The organism is Paenibacillus vini, assembly GCF_018403325.1.
Classification (GTDB): Bacteria; Bacillota; Bacilli; order Paenibacillales; family Paenibacillaceae; genus Fontibacillus; species Fontibacillus vini.
In genome coordinates, this window is record NZ_BOSL01000020.1 from 51,749 (window position 1) to 66,783 (window position 15,035).

Consider the following 15,035-nt stretch of genomic DNA (forward strand, 5'->3'; position numbering starts at 1 on the left):
AGGTTGTTTCGTTTTTTAGGGATCAGGAGATTGCCACAGTAGGAGGACCCAAGAGCATGAAACTTCAGGAGATGGTAGGCTTGGCCGTATTCGACGTGGAAGACGGCAAACAAATCGGAAAGGTTTTCGATTTCCTGCTCGATGAAACCTGGAGTATTACGGGCATTCAATTGGAGGGCAAAGCAATGTTTTCCTCCACAATTAAGGTCGTGCTCTGGGAAGATATCGTTGCATACGGTGAAGATGCCGTGATGATTCGCAATCAACAGGCGATCCAAAAAGAGGAAGCCGAGAATATACAGCTTACCTTTAACTCGGGTAGCGGCAAATTGAAGGAACTTCCGATCCTTACCGAGGACGGAATTTTGATAGGGCATGTAACCGATGTTTATTTTGACCATGAATTGGGAAACACAATTACAGGAATAGAAGTCAGTGACGGGTTTTTCTCCGATCTGATGGAAGGGCGAAAAGTGCTGCCTTTTGCACCCGGAATGACCAAAGGCGAAAATGCGATCATGGTGCCTCCAAACAGTGAGCAGCGGCTGGAGAACACTGTGAATTCTGTTAACGGATAGGTGATAATGTGATGATGAAATGTCCAAACTGCAGTTCCAAGGATATCGGCAAAATCGGCTCCCACCAATTTTATTGCTGGGGCTGCTTTATCGAATTGACGGTAAACGGAGAGAAGATGTCGGTCTATCAAGTAGAAGAAGATGGAACACTCAGCTCTTTGGATGATTTGTTTTTTGGTGAAGAGGTTCCTCAGGAATTTCCCCAAATGCATCTGTCCTAGCAGTTTTTGATTTGATTGAATATGAGGATGATAAGAGGTTGTGCCGGAGCGATTTTGCTTTGTGCACAGCCTCTTGTTGGTTTATCCGGCGGTTTTCTCTGTTGCTCACGATTATTTTTGTCCTCCCGGGCATATACTTTCTTCATAGCTGGTCCGACTCCGAGCTACGGGAGGGGGTAATTGAAGTGGAGCCGTTCAATAAAAGCAAATTGTTCCGCTATGGGGTTTGGATGCTGCTGGGACTCGTCATTCTTTATTTCGTATGGCTGCTCAGGCCGATGTTTGCCGTAGTTTACGGTTTCTTGAAAGCCATTCTTTCCCCTTTTATTATCGCGATCATCATCTCTTATGTGCTTAATCCTATCGTCAAGATGCTGGGCGGACGGAAAGTCCCACGCACGGTGGCCGTGCTTCTCATATACGCGGTATTCTTAACAAGCCTGTCGGTTATTTTGATGAATGTCATCCCGATGTTTGTCGAACAGCTGGAGGAGCTCGGGGAACATTTGCCGGAACTCACTTTACACACTCAGCAACTGATGACCCGCTGGGATAACAGCATTCTCCCGGGAAGTATCAGAATGGGAATGAACAATTGGTTCTTTCAATTTGAGCAGCGGATGGCCGCTTCCATCTCTACCTTTTTGAACAATATCGGAACAACGATCGGCGTCGTATTCAATGCTTTTATCGTTCCGTTTCTCATTTTCTATATGCTAAAGGATTTCGAAGCCTTCGAACGGCTTATATTGAGGTATTTACCGAGATCCCGCCGCAAATCCATCGTAACGCTGCTTAAGGAAATCGATGAGGCGCTCGGTAATTATGTGCGCGGTCAGCTCTTAGTGTGCGTGATCATCGGCGTGCTCGCTTATATCGGATATATGATCATCGGGATGCCCTTTGCCTTGCTGCTTGCGGGGGTTGTTGCCGTGTGCAACATTATCCCTTATCTCGGGCCTTTTCTGGGGGCGGCTCCCGCAATGATTATGGCGACGACAATCTCGTGGAAAATGGTGCTGATGGTTTTCCTCGTCAACATGATCTGCCAGCTCATTGAGAGCAACGTCATTTCTCCGCAAGTCGTCGGAAAGACCCTTCATTTGCACCCGATGCTGATCATTTTTGCGCTTCTGGTCGGCGGCGAGATCGGCGGAATTCCGGGACTCGTGCTTGCCGTTCCGCTCTTTGCCGTGGGCAAGGTCGTCATCCAGCATTTTTATGCGTATTATGTAAGACGAAAAACGGTGTAACCTCAGGGATGTAGCGCATTGACATCAGTGGTGCCGCCTTATATACTTAGAATGATTTATTCGAACGAATTTGACATTCATAAACGAAATCGTTGACGAAAAGAAGTATGTCCGATATTGATTTTCCCAGAGAAGGCGTTCCTTCGCTGGTGATGCGGCCTTAAGGCCGTTTCTCCGACGATGGCTGAAAGAACCCGAAATATCGCCGGACAGAAGCGCTGTTTTCCGAGTGTGAGCCAAAAACTCACCGGATGGTCCCCGTTACAAGACCGTACAAGGCGATCGCCTCCTTATTAGGACAGAATTCACGGGGAGACGATAACCAGGGTGGTACCGCGAGACAATCGTCCCTGATTTTCAGGGGCGTTTTTTCTTTGTTTGCCTAACCGCAAACATGAACTATAGATCATAAACTTTAGGAGGAAAATAGATGAAAGCAAGTGAAATTCGCTCCAAATGGCTGCAGTTTTTTGCCGGTAAAGGACATAAGGTCGAGCCTAGCGCCTCGCTCGTTCCCCATAACGATCCGTCCCTGTTGTGGATCAATGCCGGTATGGCGCCGCTCAAAGCCTATTTTGACGGCCGCGTGAAACCGGAAAACCCGCGTTTGACCAATTCTCAGAAGTGTATCCGCACCAACGACATCGAGAATGTCGGCAAGACTCGCCGGCATCATACGTTTTTTGAAATGCTAGGCAATTTCTCGATCGGTGATTACTTCAAAGAAGAAGCGATTACCTGGGCTTGGGAATTCTTGACCGGAAAAGACTGGATCGGATTTGATCCGGAACGCTTGTCGGTCACCGTTTATCCGGAGGATGAAGAGGCCTTCAAACTGTGGAATGAAAAAGTCGGCCTTCCGGCCGAACGCATCATTAAACTGGAAGATAACTTCTGGGACATCGGCGAAGGTCCATGCGGACCGTGCACGGAAATTTTCTATGACCGCGGAGACGCTTACGGCGATCTGTCCGATCCCGAATGCTTCCCTGGCGGGGAGAACGAGCGCTTCCTGGAAGTCTGGAATCTTGTTTTCTCCCAATTCAATCACAATAAAGACGGCAGCTATACTCCGCTTCCCAACAAAAATATCGATACCGGCGCCGGTCTGGAACGGTTTGCTTCCATTCTGCAGAACGTCAATTCCAACTTTGACACCGACTTGTTCCAGCCGATCATTGCCAAGACGGCTTCGCTGGCAGGCGTGACTTATGGAGTTAAAGAGGAAACGGACGTAGCGTTCAAAGTCATCGCCGACCATATTCGTACGGTCGCCTTTGCGGTAGCGGACGGCGTGCTTCCTTCCAACGAAGGTCGCGGTTATGTTATCCGCAGATTGCTCCGCCGTGCGGTACGTTACGGAAAAATGATCGGGCTGGACAAACCTTTTATGTACAACCTGGTGGACACGGTTGGCGAAATCATGGGTAGCTACTATACGGATGTCGTTACGAAACGCGAATTCATCGAGAAGGTTATCCGCTCGGAGGAAGAACGTTTCCATGAAACGCTCAGCGACGGTCTGGCTATCCTGGCCGACGTAAGCGCCGAAGCCAAAGCGGCCGGACGCAACCTGATCAGCGGCGCGGATGCGTTTAAATTGTACGATACGTACGGCTTCCCGCTGGATTTAACGGAAGACTTCGCAGCCGAACAAGGACTTGGCGTTGACCGCGAAGGGTTCGAAGCGGCGATGGAAGAGCAGCGCGAGCGCGCACGGGCTGCCCGTCACGATAGCGGAAGCATGAAGGTTCAGGGCGGCGTCCTTTCAGATTTCACGACTAAAACGGAATTCATTGGATATAATGAGCTTGATGCGGTGACTGAAATCGTAGCGATTATTTCGGACGACCAATTTGTCGATTCGCTCGCATCCGGCCAGTCGGGGCAGATCATTTTGGCGAAGACGCCATTCTATGCCGAAAGCGGCGGCCAGGTCAGCGACCAAGGGACGATCCGCAGCGGCTCCGGCACGGCGTCGGTACAGGGCTTGTTCAAAGCTCCGCACGGCCAGCATGTTCATCAGGTTACGGTGACTTCCGGCGAACTGCGTACCGGTTCGGAAGCAACCGCAGAGGTCAACGGGGAAATGCGCCGGGACATCGTGAAGAACCATACAGCAACCCATTTGCTTCATAAGGCGTTAAAAGAAACGCTGGGCGAGCATGTCAATCAAGCGGGTTCCCTGGTTGAACCTCAGCGTCTTCGTTTCGACTTCTCCCATCTGGGCAGCATTTCGCCGGAGGAACTGGTGGAGATCGAGCGCCGGGTCAACGAGCAAATCTGGAATTCTCTGAATGTCCTGATTGAATTGAAGCCGATTGATGAAGCAAAGGCTATGGGGGCTATGGCGCTCTTTGGCGAAAAATACGGCGATGTCGTCCGGGTCGTTCAAGTCGGCGGTTACAGCCTTGAGCTGTGCGGCGGCTGCCATGTAAACAATACGTCGGAAATCGGTCTGTTCAAGCTGGTGAGCGAAAGCGGAATTGGCTCGGGAGTACGACGGATCGAAGCGGTAACCGGCCGCGGAGCGTATATGTTCATGGACGGTCAATTGGATATTCTGAAGCAATCGGCAGGATTGCTGAAGTCTAATTTGAACGATGTCCCTAAGCGGATCGAGGCTTTGTATCAGCAGCTTAAAGATTTGGGCCGCGAGAATGAATCGCTGCAAAGCAAACTTAGCTCCATTGAAGCTGGAGAACTGACAGATAAAGTTGTCGTTGTGGGTCAAACCAAGCTCCTGTCCGCAAACGTTCAAGCAGGCAGTATGGATGCGTTGCGCGGACTTGCCGACGAATTGAAGGTGAAGCTGCCGGATACCGTGCTTGTGCTTGGAGCTGCCATGGATGACAAAGTAAACTTCGTCGTGGTTGTACCGCAGGATGAAGTGAAACGAGGCCTTCATGCCGGCAAGCTCGTCAAAGAAGTCGCTGCGGTTTGCGGCGGCGGCGGAGGCGGACGCCCGGATATGGCTCAGGCCGGAGGCAAGGATGTCACCAAGCTGGAAGAGGCGCTCAAGCTGCCGGAGCAATGGATCGCATCGCAGGCATAGCCCCAGGCCGAATTCAAGCTTCGAAGTCGAATAAGCACCTGGATTTCACTTCGTGATCAAAAGACAGCGGCTTTTCAGCACCGAGAGCATCCGGATTTCACTTCGTGATCAAAAGTCAACGGCTTTTCAGCACCGAGAAGGTTGGATGAAGGCAGGCACTGAGTAGCGGAGCGTAGGAAAGTCCTACGTGAGCAACGGAAGGGCCGGACAGAATTCAAGATTCGATGTCGAATAACACCTGTGAATTCACTTCGTGATCAAAAGTCGTTGTTGAAAATTTCCTTATGGGGCCCATGGTATGATATAGTAATGATAGATAAAGACGAAATCAGCTGCGGGATTTCCGCAGGTCTGAAGAAGCGAGGTGTCATCATGGACTCCATGGATAAAACCGTCAAGTTCAACGTCACGGGCGATGAGCGGGAAGCGTCTGCGCAGGAAATCCTACTTGCGGTTTACGAGGCGCTCCAGGAGAAGGACTACAACCCGATTAACCAGATTGTAGGTTACTTGTTGTCCGGGGACCCGGCATATATTCCGCGCCACAATAATGCGAGAAGCATGGTTCGCAAGAAAGAGCGCGACGAACTGATTGAAGAGCTGGTCAGATATTATCTTGCCGGCCACCGTTAGGAGATAGGATGAAAATATTGGGTTTGGATTATGGGGACCGGCGGATCGGTGTGGCCGTTAGCGATGCTTTCGGCTGGACCGCCCAGGGTTTGACGGTGATCGAACGTCGCCATGAAGGCGGCGATTTTGACCGCATCTCGGAATTGGTATCGGAGCATGGTGTGGAGGAAGTCGTTGTAGGGCTGCCGAAGAACATGAACGGTACCATCGGACCCCGCGGTGAGATTTGTATTGCCTTTGCCGAGGAACTGAAGACGATTCTTCAGATTCCCGTTCATTTATGGGATGAGCGTTTGACCACGGTATCCGCACATCGGACTCTGATCGAAGCGGATGTCAGTCGGAAAAAGCGCAAAGGGGTCGTTGATAAGATGGCCGCAAGCTTGATTTTGCAAAATTATTTGGACTCTAAGAGTCAAAGGTGAGGGTGATCGCACATGTCTAAAGATCGTATCGGCAATGAAGAAGAACCGGAAATTATTTATATTCCCGACGAAGAGGGCAACGAAGAAGAATTCGAAGTCATTATGAAATTCGAAGTCGACGGTTCGGACGCCAAGTATATGATGGTCGTTCCTCTGGATTCCGCTGAGAGTGAAGATGAAGAGAGCGAAGAAGTATACGCATTCCGTTACGAAGAAGACGGAGATGACCTGAAGCTATACACTATTGAGAGCGACGAAGAGTGGGAAATCGTTGAAGAGACGTTTAATACGCTGATCGACGAGTTCGACGGGGAGGATGACCGTGACTGATTATTCAGCGGATCAGGTGATCTGGACTTCCCGTGTCACCGACGCTTTTGGTCCTGTAGTTGAATTGCAGGATGACCAGGGCAAGGTATCTTATTACAACGTCGAGAAAGAATTCGATGTAGCCGGCGCTTCCTATGCTGTTCTTCGTTCGGAGAACGGTAATGAAGATGATGAGCCGGAGATTTTCAAAATTTTGACGGCTGCGGACGGTTCCCTTGAACTCGTTACCATTGATGATGACGATGAATGGGAAAATGTGTCTGAATTGTATGATGAATTAACCTTCCCGGAATAGACCGGGAAGGCATACCTATGGTAATATAGACCGGACTGAGAAGAGCGGGACAACCGCTCTTTTTGGATTGTTTAGAATCTATATTTTCCGGGAATTCCCGAGGTACAAACCATCGAATTAGACAATAGGGCAACACACTAATTCGAAGATTATAAAGGAGTTGAGCGGTTGAAGAGGGCGCTGAAATGGCTTATTTCGATCATTCTAATCATCGTTATCGCCGGTGCCGCCGGCGGGTTGTATGTATATAACGGAATGCAGCCCGTAAAGGCATCGGAGCAGCCTGTGAAATTTACGATCGAGCCTGGAACTGGAACGAACGGCATTGCCGAAATTTTAGAGGATCAAGGACTGATTAAAAATTCCTTTTTATTCCTTTCCTATTTGAAATGGAAATCCGAGGGGAGCCGTTTTCAAGCCGGTGTGTACGAGCTCAACCCAGGCGCGACTTATGAAGAGATTATCGCCAAGCTTAATAGCGGCGACGTAGTGAAAGCTGAAATGATCCGCTTTACGATTCCGGAGGGATTCACCGTGACTCAGATGGCGGACAAATTGGCTGAGCAAGGGATCGCGAATAAGGAAGTATTTTTGGATCTGGCAAAACAGGCAACAGGATTAAGCAATGCATTGCTTGCGGATCTTTCGGATAGTGACCAGCTCACTTTTAAGCTGGAGGGCTATTTGTTCCCTGAAACGTATGAACTGAAAAAAGGAAGCACGGAGACGGACATCGTACAGCGGATGTTTGAAGAAACAAGCAAGCGGCTGGATGAAATTCCGGATTTCCGCGAGAAGCTGGCCCAGCGGGGAATGAGCTTGAATGAACTTATGACCGTGGCTTCGCTGGTAGAACGCGAGGTGGTTGCGGATAACGAACGCGCGCTTGTGGCCGGCGTTATCTACAATCGTCTGGCTGAAGGAATGAAGCTGGAAATTGACGCTACGGTACAGTACTTATTGGGTAAGCCTAAAGAACGGTTGATGAATTCCGATTTGCGAAGCGTTGACAGCCCGTACAACACTTATCTTTATGAAGGACTTCCGCCGGGTCCCATTGCGGCGCCTAGTTTGAAATCGATTGAGGCGGCGCTTGAGCCGGAATCTTCGGAATATCTTTTTTATGTGACAAAAAAAGATGGCAGCGGAGAGCATCTGTTTGCCAAAACGTATAATGAACATTTGAAGAACATCAAGAAAAGCAAGGCTGCGGCCGAATAACTGAGGTGGATAACATGGGTAACAAACCGGAACTGCTCGTTCCCGCCGGATCCTTGAAGGAACTGGAGACTTATCTCGCGGCGGGAGCAGATGCGGTATTGATCGGAGAAGCGAAATACGGTATGCGTTTGCCGGGCGATTTTGCATTGACGGACATTGCTGAGGCTGTCGCATACGCGCATGAGCGTGAGGCCAAGGTCTACGTTAGTATCAATAAGCTGCTTCATAATGAACAATTGGAAGAACTTCGGCATTATGTAACCGAGCTCTCGAAGGCGGGCATCGACGGAATTCAATTCGGCGATCCGGCCGTACTTCAGACTGTCCGGGAAATCGCCCCGCAAATTTCGCTTCACTGGAACGCCGAGATGACTTCAACGAATTATTCCACAGCGAATTATTGGGGTACCAAAGGAGCGAGCCGTGTCGTACTCGCCCGCGAATTGAATATGGACGAGATTACAGAGATGCAGCCTGAGCTGAACATTGACTCGGAAGTACAAGTTCACGGGATGACCAATATTTATCATTCCAAGCGGCGCCTGGTTCACAGTTATATGACGCATCAGGGTCGGCCGGTCGATGGCGGAAGCCTGGACAAAGATCGCGGCTTATTCCTGGTCGAAGCGGAACGCCCTGATGAGAAGTTCCCGATTTACGAAGATGAAAACGGGACTCATATTATGAGTTCCGATGATATTTGCATTTTGGAAGACCTCCATCTGCTGATGGCTTCGGGGGTAGACAGTTTTAAAATCGAAACCTTGTTCAAGCCGTCCGCATACAACGAAACGGTCATCCGGATCTATCGCCAAGCGATCGATACCTATTTTCAGGACCCGGAAAATTACGAGTTTGACGAGGAATGGATGGAAAGCATCCGCCGGGTTCAGGATCCCGAGCGTGAGCTCTCTTTCGGCTTCTTTTACAAGGAACAGGTATATTAATTGATCTGTGCGGAGCGGGACGTTTGAATCTGGAGAAACAATAGTGTTCGCCTTTGCTGCCGAATTATTACCTTGTCTGATTTAATAAAATCAAATAATTCGGGCAGCAACAGCGATCGGAAGATCAAACGGCGTGCGTAGCATGCTTTTTATAAACATTAAGAGGTGAACGAAGATGCAAACAGCGGAGAAACACAGCCCGAAATATACGGGGAAGCGGCACCGGTTAGAGAAACCGGAGCTGCTCGCTCCAGCGGGGAACCTCGAAAAACTGAAATTTGCGATTCATTACGGGGCGGATGCCGTATATATCGGAGGACAAAAATACGGCCTTCGTTCCAATGCCGACAACTTCAGTTTTGAGGAAATGCGCGAAGGGGTCGAGTTTGCCAAAAAGTACGGCGCCAAAGTATTCGTAGCAACCAATATCTATGCTCATAATGAGGACCTGGACGGGATCGAGGAATACCTGCGCAATTTATATGAGGCGGGAATTTCCGCCGTCATCGTTGCGGACCCGATCATAGTCGACACTGCCCGCCGGGCGGTACCGGGACTGGAAGTCCATCTCAGCACCCAGCAATCGACGGTAAATTGGCAGGCCGTGAAGTTTTGGAAAGAGGAAGGTTTGCCGCGGGTAGTTCTGGGCCGGGAGACGAGTCTCGAAGAAATCGAAGAGATCAAAAAACATGTCGACGTTGAAATCGAAGCGTTCATCCACGGTGCGATGTGTTCTTCTTATTCCGGACGCTGCGTGCTGTCCAACCATTTTACGGACCGCGACTCCAACCGGGGCGGCTGCTGCCAGTCTTGCCGCTGGAAGTACGATTTGTTCGAGGACAGCCGTCCTGAGACAGCCTGGATTTCGGAAGAGGAAGCTATGGGAGATCCGGTGCTGCAACAATTCCAGCTCGGCGTGACCCAACTGCCGTTGTTTGAGGAACAGGATAATGCTTTTACTATGGGATCCAAAGATCTTTGCATGATCGAACATGTTCCCGATTTGATTGATGTAGGCGTGGACAGTTTCAAAATAGAAGGCCGGATGAAATCGATTCACTATGTCGCAACTGTGGTCAATGTGTACCGGCAAGCGATTGACTCCTATATGGCCGACCCGGATAACTATGTCTTGAAGCCCGAATGGATCGAGGAGATCAACAAGGCGGCAAACCGGCCGTTGAACACTGGATTTTTCTATGATACCCCGGATCATGAGGATCACATTTACGAGCCCGAGGAAAAAGCGGCTCCTTATGATTTTGCCGGTCTGGTCATGGAATATGACGAGGCTACCGGCATGGCGGTTATCCAGCAACGCAACCATTTCAAACCGGGACAGGAAGTGGAGTTCTTCGGACCGGGCGGCACGTTCTTCAAACAGGTCGTTGAACAGATTTGGGACGAAGAAGGCAATGAACTGGACGCGGCGCGTCATCCGCTGCAAAAAGTAAAAATCAAAGTTGACCAGCCTGTTTCCTACTTCGATATGATGCGCAAAAAGAAATAGAACTCCGTTTGTAGCACCCCTGACCAAGTCAAAAACTTGGCAGGGGTTTTTGTTTTGATATGCAAATGTATAAATTCAGTTTGAAAAATCATCCATTCGAGAGGATTCAGCCAGAAGGGATGTTCTGCGATAGTGGTTGAATTTCCCAGCTTTCTTGGGACTTTACTAGGAGAAACGTTTGCACAAAAAGTTCACTTAGGACTAAAGACCCTTTTTTGAGTTTCGCTAGATTTTTTAACCTAAAAATTTAAATTCGTCCCTGCAATCTGCCGATATTAAAGAGGAAGTCGTCAATTACTGTCGAATGATGTAAGGTATATGAAAAGAAATTTCAGGTATTAAAGGCATGACCTCAAACCTAATTTGAGGGTGCGACGACTATTATGAGCGGTGGGTGATTGAGATGGGTCTGGTTCCGAAGAGGGAGAACCAAGAGAGCAACAACAAGGAAACCAAGAAAAAAGGCTTGGGGGCAGCAAAAGAAGGTGGGAAGAAATCCTTTGTCATGGGATTAAAGGACAAAACTGCATCATCTTTAAGTAATATGCTCCCCAACCAAATGAATCCCAGCAAATCGGTTGGTGTCCGATTATTTTTAATCTTTTTTATTGCTATTATGTTTTTCGTTTTAACGATTGGTATTATTTCCTACCAAATGGCTAAAGGAACCATTCAGAAGAATGCTGAAAGTGCAAACTTGCAAACTATTGTTCAAACTTCACAGAAATTGGATATCGTGCTTAAAAAGTACGAAGAAAATCTTCAGCAGATGTTTCTTGATGACGAGATGCAATCTGCGATTATGGATGCTTCGCTATCCAACATTTCGGATTATGACCGTTTTACGGTAACCAACAAAATGAGAACGCGGCTGAATGGCCTGACCTTTTCCACGAAGGGGATCCTTTCGGTCTATATGATCTCTCCGGACAATATCGTAGATGACGTAATTTCCGGAAACACGAACTTGACGTTCTTGGAATCGGTACGTACGCAACCTTGGTTTGATGAAGTCGCCAAAACCTCGAAAGTTATGTGGATGAACGTTCCGGAAGAGAAAAATTCAGGATCCTCCGTATTCCGGCTTGTAAGATCCGTTCAAAGCGTAAGCAGCATGAAACGATTTGTTCTCATAGCGGATATTAATCTGGAAGTGCTGAATGAATACTTAAAAGAATTGAATCTCGGGAAGGGCTCCGAAATTCAAATGTTGACTCCGGATAATGTAGTAGTCGGTTCTTCGATAGACGGCGAAGAGGGCAAACCGACGGGGATTGACATGAGTAAGGCCGAAGGCCCAACCAACAGCATTTTCACAAAAAACTCGCAAGGCAAATCGGTACTCGCAGTCTACAATACGCAGGAAACGTCAGGATGGAAGCTGGTAGGTACGGTTGCAACCGCAGAACTTGTCAAGGATGCTAACGGTATTTTGCTGACTACATACATTTCTGCAGCCGTAGTAGCTCTCATCACGATTCTTATTGCGATGTGGATGGTCCGCATGATTGCACATCCGCTGGGTAATTTGAGAAACCTTATGGAAGAAGGCGCGCGTGGTAACCTGAACGTGCGTATGGAAACGAAGGCCAAGGATGAAATCGGTCAGTTGACCGGCAGCTTTAACCTTATGATGGAGCATATCACCGAACTGGTAAAACAAACGAACAACTCCGCTAAGGATGTACTCGATACGGCTTCCGAGTTGACTCATGCGTCCAATAAAACGGCGCTTTCGGCGAAGGAAATCGCAGTTGCGACAGAGGAGATAGCTAACGGTGCGACAAGCCTTGCAAACGAAGCTGAACGCGGCAACACGCTGACGGAGAATATTTCCCGGCAAATGGAGCGGGTTATCCATGCTAACAAAGAGATGGAAGACTCTGCCCATCAGGTCGAGAAGTCAAGTCAATTGGGTACCGAATATTTGAACGGGCTGCTGGCAAAAACGAATATGACCGTTGAAATGATCAACGCTTTGACCGATAAGGTCGATTCGCTGAAAGCAAGCACGAATTCGGTTCTGAAGGTATTGGACGTCATGCAGAACATTACTCAGCAAACCAATATTTTGTCTCTGAACGCTACAATTGAAGCTGCCCGTGCCGGTGCAGCTGGGCGTGGATTTATGGTGGTCGCCGATGAAATCCGCCAGCTCGCTGATCAGTCGCGGCAATCGATTACGATGGTCGGACAAATTACGGACAACATTCAACAGGAGATGAATGAAACGGTTCAAGCTTTGTCGGATGCGAGCCCGCTGTTCCAGGAACAGATCAGCTCCGTTAAGGAAACCAGCCAAATCTTCGTTTCCGTTCAAGAGCAAATGGGTGGATTTATCCGCCATTTGGACACAGTTACGTCTTCTATTGATGAGCTGAACTCTTCTCAAAATGTCCTCTCGGAGGCGATGGGAAATGTCAGCGCCGTTGCTCAACAATCCTCGGCTACTTCCGAACAGGTTGCCTCGCTCAGCAGTGAGCAGCAGACCGTCGGAGATCAACTGGTTCAGTTGTCGAATAAGCTTGAGAATGTATCCAACGGATTAAAAGAATCCTTGTCCAAATTTACGGTGTAACACAATAGAGATAATTTACCTAGAACCGCCTTGGTGTCCTGCCACGGCGGTTCTATTTGTTGTTATCTATACAAGTTGGACTTAAGAATGCGATGATGGTAAGATTGCCGGATGTGTGAACCCGCTTTTCCCAGGAAATAATGGGATAAAAGAAGTTGGGGGCGGAAGGGATGTCATTACTGCGCAAGAAACGCATATTCTATATTTTAATGGCTTTCACTTTGGTTACTGTGTTATTCGCGGTAAGAATAGCATGGATTCAGTGGGCCTCAGCATATAAGCCTTTAACCGCATCGGGAAGAACCATGAATGAATTGGCAGTCAGACAGCGGGAGGAAGGCATACTTCTGGATCCGGGCCGCGGGCAATTCGTGGATCGAAACGGGCAACCGCTGACCGGCTTTACCCGTTGGAGACCCACTCTGTTCCCGGTCTCGGAGCTGCCGGACAAGGAACATCTGAATATTCTTGCTGATCGGCTCGGGACAACTTCGGACGAACTGAAAACCCTCTGGAGCAGTTTGAAGGTACCTCAACACTGGGATCGAGATGGGCAAGATAAGAAAAAGGAGTATGTAGAGGCTTGGGCCGTGGCAGCTACCGATGGATTTGAAGTGCTGCCCTTCATGGATCGGTATCCAGGTGGGACAACCGGAAAGCAATGGCTTGGATATGTCGCTCAGCGACCCGACACGATAATGAAAATCGGTAACCCGCGCTTATTCCCTTTGACTATGCAGGTAGGCGCCTCGGGGTTGGAAAGAACGCTGGATCGATTCTTGCGGGGAACCGGAGGAACGCGCGCCTATTATTCGGTTGACGGGAAAAAGCGCCCCTTGCCAGGAATCGGAACTCGGGCGGAAGGGGCGTCAAATCGCTATTACCCGGTTCAAGTACGGACGACCGTCGACAACGGCATTCAAGAAAGGCTGGAAGGGATCGTTGAACAAATGGATGTGCGCGAAGGAGCCGTTGTCGTGCTGGACGCTAAACAAGGCGATATTGTCTCTATGGTGTCCCGTCCCTTTTTTGACCCGGTCCATATCGACTTGGAGGAAGGAAATTGGAGCAACAGGGCTGTGAAGGCCGCGGCTCCAGGCTCGATATTTAAAACGGTAATTGCTGCGGCGGCCCTCGAAGAAGGCTTGACTCATCCTGGGGAAGTTTTTCATTGTTCCGGACATTACGGCAAATACGGATTATCGTGTTGGAAAAAGGAAGGGCACGGACACATTACGCTGGAGCAGGGATTTGCCCGGTCCTGTAATGTGGTATTCGCTACTTTGGGGGAGCGTCTATCTGCAGACAGTGTTGCCCGGGGAGCAGCCAAACTGGGCTTGAACCAGAAGGTGGGATGGAATGAATCGCATTTTATGGGCGGAGATGATTTGCATCAGCTTGATCAGGAAGAGAAGGGGACCGTGTTCAACCCGGCCGGAGTCGTCGATGGAGGCGCACTGGCTCAGACCGCCCTTGGTCAGCGCGATGTTACCGTAACGCCGCTCCAAGCGGCTAATCTGGTAGTTACGCTGCTGCATGACGGTCAGGTGACCTCTCCCCGCTTAGTCACTCAAATTCGATACAGGGATGAATCCGTCATGGCCAACTTTCCCGTTCATACCATCCGAGGGAACCAAGGGCAAATATCTGCACGGACCGCCCGATTGCTGCGGGAGTGGATGAGACTGGTCGTCACGGATGGAACCGGTCGCACTTTAGCACAAGCGAAGTGGCCGCTGGCAGGCAAATCGGGTACCGCCCAGACGAAAAAGGGCGGAAAGGCGATGAACCATCAATGGTTCATCGGGTACGGACCCGTTTCCAATCCGAAATATGCGGTTGCCGTACTGGTTCAAAATCGTCCGACCGGTTCCGAACATCAGGCTGCCGTTTTGTTCCGCAGAACGATGGATATGCTGGCCGAACAGGGATCATAGTCGCGCCGGACCTGGCAAAACATCCAGACTCTTTTCCAAAAAAATGACCCTA

The 15,035-nt window shown here is 49.4% G+C and carries 13 protein-coding genes; all 13 read left to right on the forward strand.

The window, feature by feature from the left end; all coding sequences use genetic code 11:
* Positions 1-56 precede the first annotated feature (56 nt).
* Positions 57-578 (forward strand): PRC-barrel domain-containing protein, encoded by a 522-nt coding sequence (locus KJS57_RS22830; protein ID WP_211020103.1) that lies wholly within the window; start codon positions 57-59, stop codon positions 576-578.
* A 14-nt stretch (positions 579-592) separates the two neighbouring features.
* On the forward strand, positions 593-799 hold the full coding sequence (locus tag KJS57_RS22835; protein ID WP_114495707.1) for a YrzR-like zinc ribbon domain: 207 nt from the start codon (positions 593-595) through the stop codon (positions 797-799).
* A 185-nt stretch (positions 800-984) separates the two neighbouring features.
* Entirely contained in the window at positions 985-2,052 is a 1,068-nt protein-coding gene (locus tag KJS57_RS22840; protein WP_211020102.1) for an AI-2E family transporter, read from the forward strand.
* Between the two features lie 430 nt (positions 2,053-2,482).
* A complete protein-coding gene (gene alaS / locus KJS57_RS22845) occupies positions 2,483-5,107 on the forward strand; it encodes an alanine--tRNA ligase (protein ID WP_213656465.1) in 2,625 nt (874 codons plus the stop codon).
* 372 nt (positions 5,108-5,479) lie between these two features.
* Positions 5,480-5,740 (forward strand): IreB family regulatory phosphoprotein, encoded by a 261-nt coding sequence (locus KJS57_RS22850; protein ID WP_211020266.1) that lies wholly within the window; start codon positions 5,480-5,482, stop codon positions 5,738-5,740.
* An 8-nt stretch (positions 5,741-5,748) separates the two neighbouring features.
* Positions 5,749-6,165: a Holliday junction resolvase RuvX gene (ruvX, locus tag KJS57_RS22855; RefSeq protein WP_213656466.1), complete on the forward strand. Its 417-nt coding sequence runs from the start codon at positions 5,749-5,751 to the stop codon at positions 6,163-6,165.
* A 12-nt stretch (positions 6,166-6,177) separates the two neighbouring features.
* Entirely contained in the window at positions 6,178-6,495 is a 318-nt protein-coding gene (locus KJS57_RS22860) for a DUF1292 domain-containing protein (RefSeq protein WP_211020099.1), read from the forward strand.
* Positions 6,482-6,790, forward strand: coding sequence for a DUF1292 domain-containing protein (locus KJS57_RS22865; protein ID WP_247681511.1), 309 nt, complete (start codon positions 6,482-6,484; stop codon positions 6,788-6,790). The genes KJS57_RS22860 and KJS57_RS22865 overlap by 14 nt, the downstream gene beginning before the upstream one ends.
* A gap of 168 nt (positions 6,791-6,958) precedes the next feature.
* Positions 6,959-8,011, forward strand: coding sequence for an endolytic transglycosylase MltG (gene mltG / locus KJS57_RS22870; RefSeq protein ID WP_213656467.1), 1,053 nt, complete (start codon positions 6,959-6,961; stop codon positions 8,009-8,011).
* A 14-nt stretch (positions 8,012-8,025) separates the two neighbouring features.
* Positions 8,026-8,958 carry a peptidase U32 family protein gene (locus KJS57_RS22875; protein ID WP_211020096.1) on the forward strand — a complete coding sequence of 311 codons (933 nt, stop codon included), beginning with the start codon at positions 8,026-8,028 and terminating at the stop codon, positions 8,956-8,958.
* Positions 8,959-9,133: 175 nt separating this feature from the next.
* On the forward strand, positions 9,134-10,468 hold the full coding sequence (locus KJS57_RS22880; RefSeq protein WP_213656468.1) for a peptidase U32 family protein: 1,335 nt from the start codon (positions 9,134-9,136) through the stop codon (positions 10,466-10,468).
* A gap of 403 nt (positions 10,469-10,871) precedes the next feature.
* Positions 10,872-13,046 carry a methyl-accepting chemotaxis protein gene (locus KJS57_RS22885; RefSeq protein ID WP_213656469.1) on the forward strand — a complete coding sequence of 725 codons (2,175 nt, stop codon included), beginning with the start codon at positions 10,872-10,874 and terminating at the stop codon, positions 13,044-13,046.
* A 170-nt stretch (positions 13,047-13,216) separates the two neighbouring features.
* Entirely contained in the window at positions 13,217-14,983 is a 1,767-nt protein-coding gene (locus KJS57_RS22890) for a peptidoglycan D,D-transpeptidase FtsI family protein (protein WP_213656470.1), read from the forward strand.
* Positions 14,984-15,035: the final 52 nt, after the last annotated feature.

Excerpts from the sequence above, each read along its gene's own strand:
- ruvX (WP_213656466.1), top strand. The coding sequence starts at position 5,749 with ATGAAAATATTGGGTTTGGATTATGGGGACCGGCGGATCGGTGTGGCC.
- KJS57_RS22850 (WP_211020266.1), top strand. The coding sequence starts at position 5,480 with ATGGACTCCATGGATAAAACCGTCAAGTTCAACGTCACGGGCGATGAG.
- KJS57_RS22865 (WP_247681511.1), top strand. The coding sequence starts at position 6,482 with ATGACCGTGACTGATTATTCAGCGGATCAGGTGATCTGGACTTCCCGT.
- KJS57_RS22880 (WP_213656468.1), top strand. The coding sequence starts at position 9,134 with ATGCAAACAGCGGAGAAACACAGCCCGAAATATACGGGGAAGCGGCAC.
- KJS57_RS22835 (WP_114495707.1), top strand. The coding sequence starts at position 593 with ATGAAATGTCCAAACTGCAGTTCCAAGGATATCGGCAAAATCGGCTCC.
- alaS (WP_213656465.1), top strand. The coding sequence starts at position 2,483 with ATGAAAGCAAGTGAAATTCGCTCCAAATGGCTGCAGTTTTTTGCCGGT.
- KJS57_RS22885 (WP_213656469.1), top strand. The coding sequence starts at position 10,872 with ATGGGTCTGGTTCCGAAGAGGGAGAACCAAGAGAGCAACAACAAGGAA.
- KJS57_RS22830 (WP_211020103.1), top strand. The coding sequence starts at position 57 with ATGAAACTTCAGGAGATGGTAGGCTTGGCCGTATTCGACGTGGAAGAC.
- KJS57_RS22875 (WP_211020096.1), top strand. The coding sequence starts at position 8,026 with ATGGGTAACAAACCGGAACTGCTCGTTCCCGCCGGATCCTTGAAGGAA.
- KJS57_RS22860 (WP_211020099.1), top strand. The coding sequence starts at position 6,178 with ATGTCTAAAGATCGTATCGGCAATGAAGAAGAACCGGAAATTATTTAT.
- KJS57_RS22890 (WP_213656470.1), top strand. The coding sequence starts at position 13,217 with ATGTCATTACTGCGCAAGAAACGCATATTCTATATTTTAATGGCTTTC.